Origin of the sequence: Tardiphaga sp. 20_F10_N6_6, assembly GCF_052076045.1 — a bacterium.
Classification (GTDB): domain Bacteria; phylum Pseudomonadota; class Alphaproteobacteria; order Rhizobiales; family Xanthobacteraceae; genus Tardiphaga; species Tardiphaga robiniae.
This window is the reverse complement of sequence record NZ_CP197239.1, coordinates 4,967,765-4,985,040: the sequence shown is the minus strand read 5'-3', so window position 1 is coordinate 4,985,040 and position 17,276 is coordinate 4,967,765. Positions and strand designations below refer to the sequence as shown.

Here is a 17,276-nt window from a genome sequence, read left to right as displayed (position 1 = left end):
ACCTTATGGCGCGCTGCCGTAAGGTTCCCTGTCCTCGGTCCGTATGTGTGAGCCCCCATGGCGAAATCAGATCAACCCACGACAATCAAAAAATATGCGAACCGCCGGCTTTATAATACCGGAACAAGCACTTACGTGACGCTTGAAGATCTCGCTGCGATGGTAAAGGACGGCGAGGATTTTCTCGTCTATGACGCCAAGACCGGCGACGATATTACCCGCTCGGTGCTGGCCCAGATCATCTTCGAACAGGAAAACAAGGCTGGCCAGAATCTCCTGCCAACCACTTTCCTGCGCCAGTTGATCCGCTTCTATGGCGACAGCATGCAGATGGTGGTGCCGAAGTATCTCGAGCAGTCCATCGACAGCCTGACGCGCGAGCAGGAGAAATTCCGCAAGCAGATGACGAACACGTTCAGCATGACGCCGTTCGCGCCACTTGAGGAAACCGTTCGTCGCAACATGGAATTGTTTCAGCAGACCTTCGCGATGTTCAAGCCGTTCGTGCCGCCGCGCGGCGGCGCTGCGTCGCCGGAGCCGGAAAAGGCGCCGGAGCCGACCGCTGAGCCTGCCGACACTATGGATGACCTGCGTCGCCAGATGAAGGAAATGCAGGAACGCCTCGAGCGCATGTCGCACGAGCCGAAGCCGGAATAATTCGCGGCTCACTTATCGGAAATCGGAATGACGCCGGCCGTAGCTACACCTACGGTCGGCGTTTTCATTTGATGAGCGCAACATCGCCATGGCGAAGCAACCCACCCCACTCACTCTCGACCGGCTCGACACCCCGATCGGCATCGCGCTGCTGGTGACGAACCACGGTGGCGCACTCTGCGCACTCGACTGGATCGATTACGAAGAGCGCTTGCTGACTTTGCTGCGTCGTTACTATGGGACGGTCGAACTGACCGAGAACTCGGCACCATCCGAGATCCGCAGTGCACTCTCACGCTATTTCGACGGCGACCTCGACCAGCTCGATGGCATCACCTGCCACATCCCCGGCACGCCGTTTCAGAACCGTATCTGGACGGCACTGCGAAAAATCCCTGCAGGCAGCACACTCAGCTACGGCACGCTGGCAGCGCAACTCGGCGTGCCCAATGCGATGCGCGCCGTCGGCCATGCCAATGGTGCAAATCCCCTGAGTGTGGTCGTGCCCTGCCATCGGCTGATCGGCGCCAACGGATCACTCACCGGCTATGGCGGCGGCATCGCCCGCAAACGCTGGCTGCTGGAACATGAGGGTGTCGTGGTGAAGTAGATTCTCTCAGCCGTCATTGCGAGCTAAGCGAAGCAATCCAGTCTTTCTTCGCCTGCGCCCTTCTGGATTGCCGCGTCGCTTCGCTTCTCGCAATGACGTGGAGAGGTCAAAGCGGCAAATGCACTTACGCCGCTGGCTTCTCCGCCGCATCGCCATTCGCCAGCAAATGGATCAGCGCGCGCTCGATCGCCGCTCATGGCGATAGTTTAGGGCGCTATTTTCAGATCAACCACTTCAGCCGACGCAACAGACGCGTCGTCGATTTCGGCGACGGACAGCATCTCCACTTCGTCTCGACCATAGCGTCTGATGGTCACCCGATCGCCATTGGTAAAGCTGACATAGATATTATCGCCAATCACTACGGGGCGTGAGAAGCCCCGTCCAGGTGCAGTAATCAAGCGTTCGGCGCCGGTTTTGAGGTCCGCGACCACCAAATCGTAGCGATAGGCACCAATGTCGGTCCTCGTCCTCAGGAATGCCACCAGCGAAGCATCGGCCGAAGCGCTTGGACGGGTAGCGATGCCGGATGCTTCGAAGGATGGCGATAGCGTCGTGGAAGGCATGCTGAGGAAGCCTTTCATCGCATCGAAGGGGAGTTGAAAAATACTGCTCTGGCGGTTCGAACTGGGATCCTGTTTTGGAATGATCGGCTTTTGCGACGGCGAGCCCAGCGCAGAAAAATACAGCGATGCACCACCCAGACTAAGGGAATGCAGCTCGTTCAACTGAAAGTCAGTCAGTTGGCGCGCGCCGACTGCTGGATCGAACATCCAGATATCGTTGCGGTTCAGTCTTAAGCGGCCATCGTAGGCTTTAAAGTACGGACTCGAAACGTAGAGAAATCGACCGTTGGAAATTTCAAATGCAGAGTGAATCGAACCGCTGCTCTTGACGATGCTGCGGCAGGAAAACGTATCCGTCGCACATGACACCAATTCGTAGCCCTGCTGTTCGCCGAATGGAACACGGGAGAATAATAACCGTGCCCCGTCCGGCGACAGATAGGCCGATGACAAATGCGCGCGTTCGCTGCGAAGTCTAATTTTCCGTCCGCTTTGAAAATCAATCAGAAGCAGCTGCAAATTGTCGTCCGCACCGCTTTTCACGAGTAACGCAGCATTCTTGACAGATGCGGCGAGGTAAAAGCCCCTGTCCCTGCGACCGAGATCATCCGAGCTGCTGTTCGAACTCGCCCAACGCTGGAGACTGAATACGGCAACGCCGCCAACAAAGAGTATGCCGACAACTGCCGGCCACCAGAACAATTTGCGGAGTGGTTTGGGCAACACCAACCTCGAGCTTCAGTTTGCTTTTTGCAGCGCGGAACACGTCGTAGCAAAGAATTGCTGACAGATTGTCGGCTGTTTACTTCAAACTGTATCGATCACCCTCCCACCGCGTGCCCTCTACGCCGCCGGCTTCTCCGCGATATCGCCGTTTGCCAGCAGATGGATCAACGCGCGCTTGATCGCAGCCTGACGCGTCGGGGCATTGATCTGCGCTCCAAGCAAATCGGTGACGTAGAACACGTCTCGCGCGCGCTCGCCGAAGGTCGCGACATGCGCCGAAGCGATGTTGAGGTTGAGCTTCGAGATCGCCGTGGTCAGTTGATACAACAGACCCGGCCTGTCGAGGCCGGAGACCTCGATCACGGTGTAGCGATCTGACCACTGATTGTTGACGATAACTTCCGGCTCCACCGTGAAGGCCCTGATCTTGCCCTTGGTCGAGGCGCGCTTGGCCACGGTTTCCGGCAGCCGCACCTTGCCTTCGAGCACGTCCTCGATCATGTCGCCGATCCGTGTTGCACGGCGGCCTTCGTCGTCATCGCGATCGTATTCCCGGGAGATCGCGATGGTGTCCAGCGCGCGGCCATCGGTCGTGGTGTAGATCTGCGCGTCGACGATATTGGCACCGGCTGCGGCGCATGCGCCGGCGATGATCGACAGCAACCAGGGATGGTCAACAGCGAGGATTGTCAGCTCGGTGACACCGCGGGCTTCATCGAAGCCGACATTGATCGCGAGCTTGTGCCCGGCCTCTTCCGATGCGCGCAGGAAGCGCGCGTGGCGGATCTTGCGGTCGAGCTCGACCTTTAGCCAGTAGGCCGGATAGTGCCGCAGAATATAGGCGTTGAGATCCTGCTCTGGCCACTCGGTGAAGGCACGGCGGAATTCGGCCTGCGCCGAGGCGATGCGCTGCGCGCGATTGACCTCGGAGAAACCACCGGTCAGCACCGGCTCGGTTTCGTAATACAGCGTCCGGATCAGCTGCGCCTTCCAGCCGTTCCAGACGCCGGGACCGACGCCGCGGATATCGGCGGTGGTGAGAATCGTCAGCAGCTTCATCTGCTCGACCGACTGCACAACGGCAGCGAAATTCTCGATGGTCTTGCTATCCGACAGGTCGCGCGACTGCGCCACCGTGGACATGGTCAGATGTTCCTCGATCAGCCATGCGACGAGGTCCGTGTCCGCAGCGTTGAATCCGAGCCGCGGGCATAGCCGCCGCGCCACCTTGGCGCCGGCGATGGAGTGATCCTCCGGACGCCCCTTGGCGATGTCATGCAGCAACACTGTGATATAGATCACCGCCCGATGTTCCGGGCGGATCTTACGCATCAGATCGCTGGCGACAACGAACTCGTCATTCCCGCCGCGCTCGATCTCCTGAAGGATGCCGACACACCGCAGCAGATGCTCATCCACCGTATAGTGATGATACATGTTGAACTGCATCATCGACACGATGCGGCCGAAGGCACGAATGAAATGACCGAGTACGCCGGTCTCGTTCATCCGCCGCAGCACGATCTCGGCGTTATCCGAGGTCAGTATCTCCATAAACAGCGCGTTGGCTTCGGCGTTCTCGCGGATCTCCGGCGTGATCAGCCGGAGCGAGCGCGTCGCGGTCCGCATCGCATCGGGATGGAAGGCCAGATTGTGCTTCTGCGCCAGTCGGAAGAATCGGATCAGATTGATCGGGTCTTCCTTGAACACGTCAGGCGCAGCAAGATTGATGCGGTTGTTGTCGATGATAAACGCATCGCTGTCCGGCAGCCGGCGGCGATGCATCTCGGGCCGCAGCTTGGCCATCATGCGCGTCAGCGCCGGCGCCGGCTTGGCCTGCTGGTCTTCGAGCTTGGCGCACAGGATCGCGGTGAGATCGCCGACTTCCTTGGCAATCAGGAAGTAGTGCTTCATGAAGCGCTCGACGTCCTGCATGCCGGGATGCGAGGTATAGCCGAGGCGGACCGCAATCTCGCGCTGCAGGTCGAACGACAGCCGCTCTTCCGGCCGTTTGGTCAGGAAGTGGATATTGCAGCGGACCGACCACAGGAAGTCTTCGCAACGCTTGAAGGTGCGGTATTCCTGCGGATCGAACACGCCGCGCGCGACCAGCTCCTTGCTATCGCGCACCCGATAGACGTATTTCGCGATCCAGAACACGGTGTGCAAATCGCGCAGACCGCCCTTGCCGTCCTTGACGTTGGGCTCGACCAGATAGCGCGACTGGCCGCCGCGGCGATGGCGCTCCTCGCGTTCGGCGAGCTTGGCAGTGACGAATTCAGCGGCCGTGCCCTGCACCACCTCGGCATCGAAGCGCGTGACCAGTTCGTCGTAGAGAGCCTGATCGCCGGTGAGGAAGCGCGTCTCCAGAATCGCGGTGCGGATCGTCATGTCGCCGCGCGCCTGGCGGATCGATTCATCCACCGAACGCGTGGCGTGGCCGACCTTCAGACCCATGTCCCACAGGCAATAGAGAATGACTTCGGCGACCTGTTCGCCCCAGGCGGTCTGCTTGTAGGGCAGGATGAACAACAGATCGATGTCGGATTCCGGCGCCATCAGCCCACGGCCATAGCCACCGGTGGAGACCACCGCCATCCGTTCGGCACCAGACGGGATTGGCGAATGATAGAGATGCTTCGTCGCCGCGGCGAACAGCATGCGGATGATTTCATCCTGCACGTGGCAGAGCTGCTCGGCACAGCGTCGGCCGTGGCGGTCCTTCAACAGGACGGCCTCGGCGGCTTCACTGGCCTTGAGCAGTTCGGCCTTCAGCAGCTTGGCGACGGCGGCGCGAAACAAATCGTTCTTGCCGCGATGCTGCGCTGCAAGCGCATCGATCTCGGCGGTAATCCGCGTCGTGTCGAAGTCGGTTTCGGTCGTCGGTCTGTCTTGTGTAGCAACGCTGTCCATGAACAACCCGGATATCGGACGGCGCAAGCGCTGTCACGGTGATTGTAGCCCCACAGCTAGTCCATGCTGCCTTTTGCGCAATCCGGGCAACAACGTTCTCGCGGCGGTGTCCTTGGCGCATCATATCTTCTCGTTGACGGAACGCCATAACTAATTGAAATTAAAGCACGTTTTCGCACAGAGAGCGACCCCAGCATGGTGCCATGACGCCCGCAGGATGCAAGTCGCCTTCGAACCTCACGTTTCGACAGTCCACCAGGGAGAGACCAGAATGTTCACGATGTCACGGCGCGCTGTCGCCGGTCTGATTGCTGCGGCTGCACTGCTGCCCGGAGCTACCTTCGCCGCCGAACCGCTCAAGGAAATCCGGCTCGACTGGGCGACCTACAATCCGGTCTCGATCATCCTCAAGCAGAACGGCCTGCTGGAGAAGGAGTTCGCCAAGGACGGCGTGAAGATCACTTGGGTACAGTCGGCCGGCTCCAACAAGGCACTCGAATTCCTCAATGCGGGGTCCATCGATTTCGGCTCGACCGCGGGCTCCGCCGCGCTGGTCGCCAAGATCAACGGCAACCCGATCAAGTCGGTCTACGTCTATTCGCGTCCGGAATGGACGGCACTGGTGACCGGCAAGGACTCCAAGATCGCCTCCGTCGCCGATCTCAAGGGCAAGCGGGTCGCGGTGACCCGCGGCACCGATCCCCACATTTTCCTGGTCCGCGCTTTGCTCGGCGCCGGCCTCACCGACAAGGACATCACGCCAGTTCTGCTGCAGCATGCCGACGGCAAGGCCGCGCTGATCCGCGGCGACGTCGATGCATGGGCCGGACTCGATCCGATGATGGCGCAGGCCGAGGTCGAGGACGGCGCCAAACTGTTCTTCCGCAAGCCGGACGCCAACACCTGGGGCATCCTCAATGTGCGCGAGCAATTCCTGAAGGACTATCCGGATGCCGCGCGCCGCGTCCTCGCCGTCTATGAAGACGCCCGGAAATATTCGCTGGAGAACTATCCCGAGCTGAAGAAGGCGTTCATCGGCGTCACCAAGCTGCCCGACGCGGTCGTCGACAAGCAGCTCAAGGAACGCACCGAGCTGATCCACAGCCGCATTGGCGCGCCCCAGCGCGAGTCGATCCTCGCCGCAGGTCTCGCATTGCAGCAGGCCGGCGTGATCGACGCCAAGGTCGATGTAAAGGCAACGGTGGATGCACTGATCGACGATCAGGTCCCGCTGCCAAAGAGCTGACGCTCTCGCATCTGCGAAGCCACACTTCACCCTCCCCGCAAAGGGAGGGTGAAGCTTTTGACCATCTTGCAAACCAAATCGAGACGCGCTTCAGCTATGGCCATGACGCTGGACACGACCGCACCCGACGTAACGGAGACGCGTGAAAAATCTGCATCCAACAGGCGCTGGCAGCGTTTCGCGCGGCCGGCGCTGGGCGTCGTACTGCCGCTGACACTCGCGCTGGCATGGGAGCTCGCGGTGTGGTCCGGCTGGTCGAACGGCCGCCTAGTGCCGCCGCCATCGCGCGTCTTTGCCACCATCATGGAGCTCGCCCGAAGCGGCGAACTCTGGCGCCATATCACCACGACGCTGTCGCGCGTTGCTGCCGGCTTCGGCCTCGGTGTCGTCGCCGGCACGCTGCTCGGCGCTATCTCCGGCTATTGGGGAATCGCGCGGCGACTGCTCGATCCCACCGTTCAGGCGCTGCGCGCCATCCCATCGATCGCCTGGGTGCCGCTGTTCATCCTGTGGCTCGGCATTTTCGAGACCTCGAAGGTCGCGCTGATTGCCGTCGGCGTGTTCTTTCCGGTCTATCTCGGCGTGTTGGGCGCGATCCTCTCGGTCGATCGCAAGATCGTCGAGGTCGGCCGCACCTTCCGCCTTTCCGGCCCCACCATGATCCGCCGGATCCTGCTGCCTGCGGTTCTGCCCGCCTATGTGGTCGCGCTGCGCGTCGGCCTCGGGCTCGGCTGGATGTTCGTGGTCGCGGCCGAATTCATGGGCGCCTCCGAAGGGCTCGGCTATCTCCTCATCGACGGCCAGCAGCTCGGCAAGCCCGCGCAAATCCTCGCCGCAATCACCATCTTCGCGCTGCTCGGCAAGACCACCGACTGGCTGATCGAATTGATCACCACACCACTGCTGCGCTGGCAGGATGCGTTCCGACCGGGTGGAGAGACCTGATGCTTGCCCTCGACAAGGTCGGCAAGACCTATCCCAACGGCGTCCATGCGCTGGAGCGCTTCACCGCGCAAATCCCGCAGGGCGAGATCGTCGCCATCATCGGTGGCTCCGGCTGCGGAAAATCGACACTGTTGCGCGCCGTTGCCGGGCTCGATCGCGCCTCGACCGGCAGCATCCGCATCGACAATATCGATATCAGCGCGCCGCATGAGAAAATCGGCATCATCTTCCAGGAACCGCGGTTGCTGCCGTGGCTGACCGTCGCCGACAATATCGGCTTCGGACTGTCCGAGCTTCCTGTCGCCGCACGCCGCGAGAAAGTCGCACAGGCCCTGGCGCGCGTCGGCCTGTCGGATAAAGCACAGGCATGGCCGCGCGAACTATCCGGCGGGCAGGCGCAACGCGTGGCCATTGCCCGCGCATTGGTACCGCAGCCGGAGGTGCTGTTGCTGGATGAGCCGTTCTCCGCGCTCGACGCCTTCACGCGCCGCGACCTGCAGGATCATCTGCTTGATCTGTGGGCCGACACGCGGCCGACGCTGGTCCTTGTCACCCATGATGTCGACGAAGCCGTTGTGCTGGCGGACCGCGTGCTGGTGATGCGTCCGCGGCCGGGTCGGCTGTTCGCCGAGATCGATGTCGGCCTTGCGCGTCCCCGCGACCGCGCATCGCCGCTGTTCGACGCTGTGAAGCGCCGCGTGCTTACCGCACTGGATCGATCGCTGGATCGTGACGTGCCCGATAGCGCTCCCGCCGAGACCGTCGGCGCGTGGTGGTGACAACAGCACAGCGAGCTAATAAAAGCTGCAACTAACAAAATCTCAGGGAGAGATATCATGGACGCCGCCGCGCTTCGCGCCACCCAGGCCCCCATCAAGGAGCTCTACAAGACCGATCCCAAGGCTGCCTTCATCACGCTGAAGGCCAAGGGCTCGATCGACAGTGACGGCATCGCCTGCAAAGTCGAGACCGGCCGGCAAATCGCCGCTGCCGGCCTGCACCCCGCAACGGGCGGCTCGGGTCTCGAACTCTGTTCGGGCGACATGCTGCTGGAAGCATTGGTGGCTTGCGCCGGCGTGACGCTGAAGTCGGTGGCCACCGCCGTCGAAATTCCGCTGAAGTCCGGCAATGTGACAGCCGAGGGCGATCTCGATTTCCGCGGCACGCTCGGCGTCGACAAGGAAGCGCCGGTCGGCTTTGCCGAAATCCGCCTGCGCTTCGATGTCGACACCGACGCGCCGCAGGACAAGCTCGATCTGCTGCTCAAGCTGACCGAGCGTTATTGCGTGGTCTACCAGACCATCAAGCATGGCCCGAAGGTTTCGGTGTCTCTCAACAGGGTGTAAGCAGGCCAGACGACTCCCACCAAGGAAAGAGGAGGCCAAGCACCTCCTCTCGTCAGGCTGCCATGTCTCCCGAACTTGCCTTCCTCCTGACGCTCACTTTGCGCATGGCGATCACCGCCGCCTTCGTGATCACGGCCTCCATCATCACCGAACGATCCGGCCCGGTGATCGGCGCGTTGGTAGCGACGCTGCCGATCTCGGCGGGACCGTCCTACGTCTTTCTCGCGCTCGATCATGACGCTGCCTTCATCGCGCAAGGTGCATTGGCCAGCCTGCCGATCAATGGCGCGACGATGTTTCTCGGATTGACTTACGTGCTGCTGGCGCAACGCCACAACGTGATCGTCAGCCTCGGCGCCGCTGTGCTGGTGTGGTTCGCCCTCGCCCTGCTGGTGCGGCAGTTCGAATGGACTTTGCTTGGCGGCATCGCGGCCAATGTCGTGACCTTCGGCATCTGCCTGCCGCTGATGGCGCGGTTTCGCCATGCGAGGATGCCGCTCATCACCAGGTGCTGGTACGACATCCCGCTGCGTGCCGCTCTCGTCGCAACGCTGGTCGCCACCGTGGTGACGCTGTCCTCGACCATCGGCCCGACCGGCAGCGGCATTCTCGCACTTTATCCCGTGGTCTTCACCAGCCTGATGCTGATCCTGCATCCGCGGATCGGTGGCCCGCCCACCGCCGCCGTGATCGCCAATGGTGGCTGGGGCCTGATGGGTTTCGGTATCGCGGTGGCCGTGATGCATGTCACCGCCACGCGCTTCGGCTCGGTGGTCGCCCTGAGCCTCGCGCTCGCGACTTGCGTGGTGTGGAATCTCGGCCTGTGGTCGTGGGGACGCAGGCGCGCGCGCTTCATTTGAAACGCCGTCATGGCCGGGCTTGTCCCGGCCATCCACGTCTGTCTTCGCTGATCGAAGGCGTGGATGCCCGGCACAAGGCCGGGCATGACGATAGAGAATGTTACTTCGGCAGTTTCGCCTTCAGCGCATAGAGCGCATCCAGCGCCTCGCGCGGCGACATCTCATCCGGATGCAGCGCCTTCACCGCGTCCATCAGCAATTCCGCCTCCGACGGAGGAGCCGCCTCGACCGGCGCCCGCGCTGTGATCGCGAACAGCGGCAGGTCATCCATCAGCGCCTTGGCGCTCTGGCCGCGATCCTGCGCTTCAAGCTTGGCCAGCACCGACTTCGCGCGCGCGATTACCGCCGGCGGCAGGCCCGCGAGCTTGGCCACCTGAATGCCATAGGAGCGGTCCGCCGAGCCGGGCAGCACCTCGTGCAGGAACACCACGTCACCGTGCCACTCCTTGACCCGCACCGTCGCATTGAACAGCCGCGGCAGTTTTGCGGAAAGCGCAGTGAGCTCGTGGTAGTGCGTCGCGAACAATGCGCGGCAGCGATTGCTCTCGTGCAGATGCTCAATCGCGGCCCAGGCGATCGATAGACCGTCGAAGGTCGCAGTGCCGCGGCCGATTTCATCCAGGATCACCAGCGCACGTTCGGTGGCCTGATTGAGAATGACGGCGGTCTCGACCATCTCGACCATGAAGGTCGAACGCCCGCGCGCGAGATCATCCGCAGCGCCGACGCGCGAAAAGAGCCTGTCGACAATGCCGATGCGGGCGCGCGAGGCCGGCACGAAACTGCCTATTTGCGCGAGCAGCGCGATCAATGCGTTCTGGCGCAGGAAGGTCGACTTACCGGCCATGTTCGGACCAGTGATCAGCCAGATCTGGCCGGACTTCTGCCCCGGCCCGGGCGACAGATCGCTGGCATTGGCGATGAACGGCTGGCCGTCGCGGCGCAGCGCCTGTTCGACCACCGGATGCCGGCCGCCCTCGATGGCGAATAACAGCGAGTTGTCGACTTCGGGGCGGACGTAGTTGTCATCGACCGCCAGCTTCGCCAGAGCCGTTGCGACATCGAGCAGCGCGAAAGCATGCGCCGCAGCGCGCAGATCTTCCGACGCCTCGGCGACCATCGCCGACAGCCGTTCGAAAATCTCGAGCTCGAGCCCGAGCGCACGGTCGCCGGCATTGGCGATCTTGGCTTCGATCTCGCCGAGTTCGGAGGTGGTGAAACGCACCTGCCCGGCCAGCGTCTGGCGGTGGATGAAGGTCGCGTTCAGCGGCGCCTGCATCAGCTTGTCGCCATGCTGCGCGGTAACCTCGACGAAATAGCCGAGCACGTTGTTGTGGCGGATCTTGAGACCCTTCACACCGGTGTCGTCGGCATACCGCGCCTGCATCGCAGCGACCACGAGGCGCGAGGCGTCGCGCAGATTGCGGGTCTCGTCGAGCGCGGCCTCGAAGCCTTCGCGGACAAAACCACCGTCGCGCTTCAGCAGCGGAAGATCGTCGGCCAGTGCGCGGGCGAAGGTCGCCGCGAGCTCACGCGACGGACGGCGCAGGCCGGCCATGGCAGCCGTGATATCCGCTGGCAGATTGTCGATGACGCCGAGACGATCAAGCACCTGATCGGCGGCAAGCACACCATCACGCAGGCAGGCGAGATCGCGCGGACCGCCGCGGCCGACCGAAAGCCGCGCCAGTGCGCGCGACATGTCCGGCGCAGACTTCAGGGCCGAGCGCAGATCGTCGCGCAGCCCGCTGTCCGATACGAAACTCGTGACCGCATCGAGCCGGCGGCCGATCGCCACTTCATCGGTGAGCGGCGCGGCGAGGCGCTGCGTAAGCAGGCGCGAACCGGCGGCAGTGACGGTGCAGTCGATCGCATCCAGCAGCGAGCCCTTGCGCTCGCCTGATAGCGTCCGCGTCAGTTCGAGATTGGCGCGGGTCGCCGGATCGATGGCCATGGTGGTGCCGACCGCTTCGTGGGTCGGCGGCGACAGCGGCACGCGTTTGCCGACCTGCGTGCGCTCGACATAGGTGACGCACGCCGCCGCAGCGGTCGCTTCCAGCCGCGACATGGCGCTGAGGCCGTCCATGGTGGCGACGGCAAAGTAATCGCACAGCCGGCGTTCGGCGGTGGCACCATCGAACACGTCACGGGTCAGCGGCGTCACCGCCGGCAATTCGCGCAATAACTGGCTGAGATCAGGATCGCTGTAGAGCGCGTCCGTAACCAGCACCTCATTGGGATTGATCCGCGCCAGTGTCGCGCCGAGTTCGCCCATCGCACATTCGGTGACGATGAATTCCGCAGTCGAAATATCGATCCAGGCCAGACCGATGCGATCCGCACCGCTCGAGCCTTTGCTGCGCGCGATCGCCAGCAGATAGTTGTTCGCCCGGGCATCGAGCAGGTTTTCTTCGGTCAGCGTGCCCGGCGTGACCACGCGCACGACGTCGCGGCGGACCACGCTCTTGCCGCCGCGCTTCTTCGCCTCGGCCGGATCCTCCATCTGTTCGCAGACGGCGACACGGATGCCGAGCGAGATCAGGCGGTGCAGATAATCATCGGCGCGAACCACCGGCACGCCGCACATCGGGATATCCATGCCCTGATGCTTGCCGCGTTTGGTCAGCACGATGCCCAGGGCGCGCGAGGCAACCTCCGCATCCTCGAAGAAGATCTCGTAGAAATCGCCCATCCGGTAGAACAGCAAGAGGCCGGGATTGGCGGCCTTTATCTCAAGGTACTGTTCCATCATGGGAGACACTTTTGCGGTGTCTTCCACGCGGGGAGCGGGTTCTGGGGCGGTAATGGGCTGCTGGATCGTCATGGCGCCGGACGCTAGCAAATTTTGCTCCGCCGATCCCACCCGCGGCTGTCGCAAACTATAGTTTTCCCCACCGTGGCGAGGTAGTTGACAAGTCAACTGCGATTTCATATCCGCAGTTCTCAAGGGAATTCTTTGAATTCCCAGGGACAACGCTGCCATCCAGCAGCGGCATTTGACCGGGTCAGCGGGGGTTCTTAAAACCACCGCGAAAATCCGGCAATCGAGCGCGGATGCAGTCTCCAGGGAGAGAATTGATGAGCGATGTCTTCATTTGCGACGCCGTCCGCACCCCCATCGGCCGTTTCGGCGGCTCCCTTGCCAAAGTTCGCGCCGACGACCTCGCCGCCGCCCCCATTAAAGCCCTGATGGACCGCAATCCCGGCGTGGATTGGGCTGCCGTCGAGGAAGTCTATTTCGGCTGCGCCAATCAGGCCGGTGAAGACAACCGCAACGTCGCCCGCATGGCGGCGCTGCTGGCCGGCCTCCCCGATTCCGTCCCCGGCGCCACGTTGAACCGCCTCTGTGCGTCGGGCCTCGATGCCGTCGGCGCCGGCGCCCGCGCCATCCGCGCCGGTGAAATCGATTTCGCCATTGCCGGCGGCGTCGAATCCATGACCCGTGCGCCATTCGTGCAGGGCAAGGCCACCGAAGCCTTCTCCCGTTCGGCGGAAATCTTCGACACCACCATCGGCTGGCGCTTCATCAACCCGCTGATGAAGGAAAAATACGGCGTCGACGCTATGCCGGAGACCGGCGAGAACGTCGCGCAGGATTTCCAGATCTCGCGCGCCGACCAGGACGCCTTCGCGATCCGCTCGCAGCAGAACGCCGGCAAGGCGATCGCTTCGGGCTATTTCGCCGAAGAAATCATCCCGGTGATGGTGCCCGGCGGCAAGGCCGGCCCGATCGCCGTCGACAAGGACGAGCATCCGCGCCCCGAAACCACGCTGGAAGGCCTCGCCAAGCTGCGCCCGATTGTCCGCAAGGACGGCACGGTCACCGCCGGCAACGCCTCGGGCGTCAATGACGGCGCCTGCGCCATGATCCTCGCCTCGGGCGCCGCTGTGGAGAAGCACGGCCTCAAGGCCCGCGCCCGCATTCTCGGCCTCGCGTCGGGCGGCGTCGCGCCGCGCATCATGGGCATCGGCCCGGTACCCGCGACCAAGAAGCTGATGGAACGCCTTGGTCTGAAGATCAGCGACTTCGACCTGATTGAGCTCAACGAGGCCTTCGCGTCGCAGGGCATCGCCGTGCTGCGCCAGCTCGGCGTCAAGGAAGATGCTGATTTCGTCAACCCACACGGCGGCGCGATCGCGCTCGGCCACCCGCTCGGCATGAGCGGCGCGCGCCTGGCGATGACGGCGGTGCACGGCATGGAGAAGCGCGGCGGCAAGCTCGCGCTGGCCACCATGTGCGTCGGCGTCGGTCAGGGCGTCGCCATGGCGATCGAGAAGCTGAACTAAAAAACTACGTCCACAAGCAAGCCGCCGCGGGATCCGCGGCGGCCAAAGGGGAAACCAGCATGACGCTAATCTATCCCGTCGAGAGCAATGCGGCGCACGCGCCGCGCCTCTCACCCGGCTACAAGAGCACCATCAAGCGCGCGCCGCAGAAGCAGCGCATCCTGATGCCGCACACGCTGTCGGAAACGACAGGACCGGTCTATGGCCACGAGACGGTACGACCCGGCGATCATGACCTCACCACCAAGCATGCGGGCGAGCCGCTCGGCGAACGCATCATCGTGCACGGCACAGTGATGGACGAGGACGGCCGCGGCGTGCCGAACACGCTGGTCGAACTCTGGCAGGCCAATGCCTGCGGCCGCTACGTGCATGTCTGGGACCAGCATCCCGCGCCGCTCGATCCGAACTTCACCGGCGCCGGCCGCACCGTCACCGACACCGCGGGTAACTACAAGTTCGTCACCATCAAACCCGGCGCCTATCCGTGGGGCAATCACCACAATGCGTGGCGCCCTGCGCACATCCACTTCTCGGTGTTCGGCCATTCCTTCGTCTCGCGCCTCGTGACGCAGATGTATTTCCCGAACGATCCGCTGTTTCCGTTCGACCCGATCTTCAACTCGGTCACCGACGAGAAGGCGCGCCTGCGCATGGTGTCGGATTTCGACCTCGACGTCACCGAGCCTGGCTGGGCGCTGGCCTATCGTTTCAACATCGTGCTGCGCGGCCGCAACGCCACCCCGACGGAGAATCACTGATGCCCGGAATTACCCCGTCGCAGACCGTCGGTCCGTTCTATGCCTACGGCCTGACACCGAACGGCAAATACGCCTGGAACGACGCCTTCACCAGCAACCTGCTGACATCCGACGTCACCGGCGACAAGATCCGCATCGAAGGCGTGATCTATGACGGCGACGGCAAGGTGGTGCCCGACGCCGTGCTGGAAATCTGGCAGGCCGACGCGCAGGGCCGCTTCGCCGATCCGCAGGATACCCGCGGGCTGCCGAATTCGAGCTTCAGGGGTTTCGGTCGCTCCGGCACCACCGATGCCGGCGAATATTCGTTCGACACCGTCAAACCCGGCAGCGTGCCCGGCATCGATGGCAAGCCGCAGGCGCCGCATATCGTGATGGCCGTGTTTGGCCGCGGCATGACCATGCAGTCGATGACGCGTATCTATTTCGAGGACGAAGCCGCGACGGCTGATGATGCGGTGATGAACCTCGTCCCGGCCGACCGCCGCGCGACGATCATCGCGAAGAAGACGGCGCCTGGCGTGTATCGGTTTGATATCCACCTGCAAGGCGCCAACGAGACGGTGTTCTTCGACGTGTGATGTCTCTCTTATCCCTCCCCCAAAGCGGCGCAGCCGCGCAGGTGGGGAGGGTGGATCGACCGCGAAGCGGTCGAGACGGGTGGGGAGCCACACACGGCGTCCTCGCTTGGGGAGAGACCCCACCCCGGCCTATCGGCCGATCCTCCCCACTGCGTCCAGCTTCGCTGGACTTGAGGGAGGGAAACCATCAGCGTCTCCGCTTCAATTACTCCATCACCGCCGGATGCTCATCCGCACCCGGCTTCGCCGCTTGCGCGCGCAAGGTCGCCTTGGACGAGCCGATGATCAGCGCCATCGGGATCGCACAGAGCGTCACCAGCATCACCATCTGATAATCGAGCCCGAAGGCGATGATCGTGGCCTGCAGCGTGACGATGGCGTCCATCATGGCGCGGCCGCTGTCGGTGGCGAGGTTGATCGCGCTGGTCACATTGGGCATCTGCAGCGCATTGCTGAACGGCGTGATGTGCTCGACCAGCACCGCATGGGCCATACGGGTGTTTGAGGTGAGCTGCGCGATCACGATGGAGATGCCGATCGAACTCGCGACATTGCGCAGCAGCGTGAGCATCGAGGTGCCGTCGGTGCGCAGATGATTTGGCAGCGTCAGGAACGCCACGGTGGACAGCGGCACGAAGACGAGACCAAGGCCAAATCCCTGCGCGATGGAGACGATCACGATCTCCGGCACGCCGGTCTGGTCGGTCCACATCGACGTAAAGAACAGCGACACCGACATCAGTGCCATTCCCACCATGATCAGTGTACGCGCCTCGACATATTTCATGATGCGCCCGACCAGCATCATCGCCACGAAGGTGCCGGAGCCGCGCGTCGCCAGTAATAGCCCCGCCGTGAGGATCGGATAGCCGATCACGTTCTGCAGATAGGGCGACGACAGTGCCATGGTCGAATACAGCACCAGCCCCATGACGGCCATGAACACGCAGCCGCCGACAAAATTCTTGTCCTTGAAGATGGCGAACTGGATGAACGGCTTCGAGGTCGTGAAGGAATGCGCGAAGAAATAATAGAAGCCGATGATCGAAACGATCGCCTCGATGACGATTTCATTGGATTCGAGCCACCCGAGCTGCTCGCCGCGGTCAAGTGCGAGCTGCATCGCACCGATACCGATGGCCAGCGCGCCGAAACCGAACCAGTCGAATTTCAGGTCTGCATTGGTCTTGGTCTCGTCCATGAAGGCCAGCAGGCCAAACACCGTGACGATGCCGAAGGGCAGATTGACGAAGAACACCCAGTGCCAGGAGTAAGTTTCAGTCAGCCAGGCGCCCAATGAAGGCCCCATGATCGGGCCGAGCATCACGCCCATGCCCCAGATCGACATCGCCTTGGCGCGCTCATGCAGCGCGTAGCTGTCGAGCATCACCGCCTGCGACAGCGGCACGAGTGCCGCGCCGAAAACGCCCTGCAACAGGCGAAAGCCGACCATCTGGTTGATGTCCTGCGCGAGGCCGCACAGCACCGAGGCGACCGTGAAGCCCGCCGAACAGACGATGAAGATCTTCTTGCGGCCGAACCGGTTGGCGATCCAGCCGACGGGCGCGGTCATGATAGCCGCGGCGACGATATAGGAGGTCAGCACCCAGTTGACCTGATCCTGCGACGCCGACAGCGTGCCCTGCATGTAGGGCAGGGCCACATTGGCGATGGTGGTGTCGAGCGCCTGCATGATGGTCGCGGTCATGGCGCAGATCGTCACCATATTCCGGCGAAAGCCGGGGACCGCACTGGGAGATGGCGCCGACGTGCTCATG

14 protein-coding genes are annotated in these 17,276 nt (G+C 62.8%); 10 read left to right on the top strand and 4 right to left on the bottom strand.

Annotated elements, in window-relative coordinates:
* The first annotated feature begins 57 nt into the window (after nt 1-57).
* Entirely contained in the window at nt 58-657 is a 600-nt protein-coding gene (gene phaR, locus AB7813_RS23840; protein ID WP_089262652.1) for a polyhydroxyalkanoate synthesis repressor PhaR, read from the top strand.
* An 88-nt stretch (nt 658-745) separates the two neighbouring features.
* Nucleotides 746-1,267, top strand: a complete 522-nt coding sequence (locus AB7813_RS23835) for a methylated-DNA--[protein]-cysteine S-methyltransferase (RefSeq protein WP_309947817.1) — start codon at nt 746-748, stop codon at nt 1,265-1,267.
* A gap of 206 nt (nt 1,268-1,473) precedes the next feature.
* Here the strand turns inward: AB7813_RS23835 and AB7813_RS23830 are convergent, their stop codons facing one another.
* Nucleotides 1,474-2,556, bottom strand: a complete 1,083-nt coding sequence (locus AB7813_RS23830) for a hypothetical protein (protein ID WP_441228544.1) — start codon at nt 2,554-2,556, stop codon at nt 1,474-1,476.
* Between the two features lie 120 nt (nt 2,557-2,676).
* Nucleotides 2,677-5,472: a [protein-PII] uridylyltransferase gene (locus AB7813_RS23825; protein ID WP_184513274.1), complete on the bottom strand. Its 2,796-nt coding sequence runs from the start codon at nt 5,470-5,472 to the stop codon at nt 2,677-2,679.
* Between the two features lie 271 nt (nt 5,473-5,743).
* On the opposite strand from AB7813_RS23825, the gene AB7813_RS23820 reads away from it, so the two are divergent.
* From AB7813_RS23820 to AB7813_RS23800, 5 genes are all read left to right on the top strand, one after another.
* On the top strand, nt 5,744-6,718 hold the full coding sequence (locus AB7813_RS23820) for an aliphatic sulfonate ABC transporter substrate-binding protein (protein WP_439057074.1): 975 nt from the start codon (nt 5,744-5,746) through the stop codon (nt 6,716-6,718).
* A 96-nt stretch (nt 6,719-6,814) separates the two neighbouring features.
* Nucleotides 6,815-7,663 carry an ABC transporter permease gene (locus AB7813_RS23815; RefSeq protein WP_441228543.1) on the top strand — a complete coding sequence of 283 codons (849 nt, stop codon included), beginning with the start codon at nt 6,815-6,817 and terminating at the stop codon, nt 7,661-7,663.
* The gene (locus AB7813_RS23810; protein WP_441228542.1) at nt 7,663-8,442 is read left to right on the top strand and encodes an ABC transporter ATP-binding protein; all 780 of its coding nucleotides are present in this window, start codon (nt 7,663-7,665) and stop codon (nt 8,440-8,442) included. Before AB7813_RS23815 ends, AB7813_RS23810 begins: the two co-directional genes overlap by 1 nt.
* Nucleotides 8,443-8,499: 57 nt before the next feature.
* Entirely contained in the window at nt 8,500-9,009 is a 510-nt protein-coding gene (locus AB7813_RS23805; RefSeq protein ID WP_068732958.1) for an OsmC family protein, read from the top strand.
* Between the two features lie 62 nt (nt 9,010-9,071).
* On the top strand, nt 9,072-9,869 hold the full coding sequence (locus AB7813_RS23800; protein WP_441228541.1) for a hypothetical protein: 798 nt from the start codon (nt 9,072-9,074) through the stop codon (nt 9,867-9,869).
* A gap of 100 nt (nt 9,870-9,969) precedes the next feature.
* Here the strand turns inward: AB7813_RS23800 and mutS are convergent, their stop codons facing one another.
* Nucleotides 9,970-12,693 (bottom strand): DNA mismatch repair protein MutS, encoded by a 2,724-nt coding sequence (gene mutS / locus AB7813_RS23795; RefSeq protein ID WP_441228993.1) that lies wholly within the window; start codon nt 12,691-12,693, stop codon nt 9,970-9,972.
* 254 nt (nt 12,694-12,947) lie between these two features.
* Here mutS and pcaF point away from each other — a divergent pair, with 254 nt between their 5' ends.
* From pcaF to pcaG, 3 genes are read left to right on the top strand one after another with little or no spacing between them, the layout of a single operon-like run.
* On the top strand, nt 12,948-14,156 hold the full coding sequence (pcaF, locus tag AB7813_RS23790) for a 3-oxoadipyl-CoA thiolase (RefSeq protein ID WP_116661429.1): 1,209 nt from the start codon (nt 12,948-12,950) through the stop codon (nt 14,154-14,156).
* A gap of 59 nt (nt 14,157-14,215) precedes the next feature.
* Nucleotides 14,216-14,917: a protocatechuate 3,4-dioxygenase subunit beta gene (pcaH, locus tag AB7813_RS23785; protein ID WP_441228540.1), complete on the top strand. Its 702-nt coding sequence runs from the start codon at nt 14,216-14,218 to the stop codon at nt 14,915-14,917.
* Nucleotides 14,917-15,498 (top strand): protocatechuate 3,4-dioxygenase subunit alpha, encoded by a 582-nt coding sequence (gene pcaG, locus AB7813_RS23780; RefSeq protein WP_441228539.1) that lies wholly within the window; start codon nt 14,917-14,919, stop codon nt 15,496-15,498. The genes pcaH and pcaG overlap by 1 nt, the downstream gene beginning before the upstream one ends.
* 205 nt (nt 15,499-15,703) lie before the next feature.
* On the opposite strand, the gene AB7813_RS23775 is transcribed toward pcaG, so the two are convergent.
* Entirely contained in the window at nt 15,704-17,275 is a 1,572-nt protein-coding gene (locus AB7813_RS23775) for a DHA2 family efflux MFS transporter permease subunit (RefSeq protein ID WP_439079244.1), read from the bottom strand.
* Nucleotide 17,276: the final 1 nt, after the last annotated feature.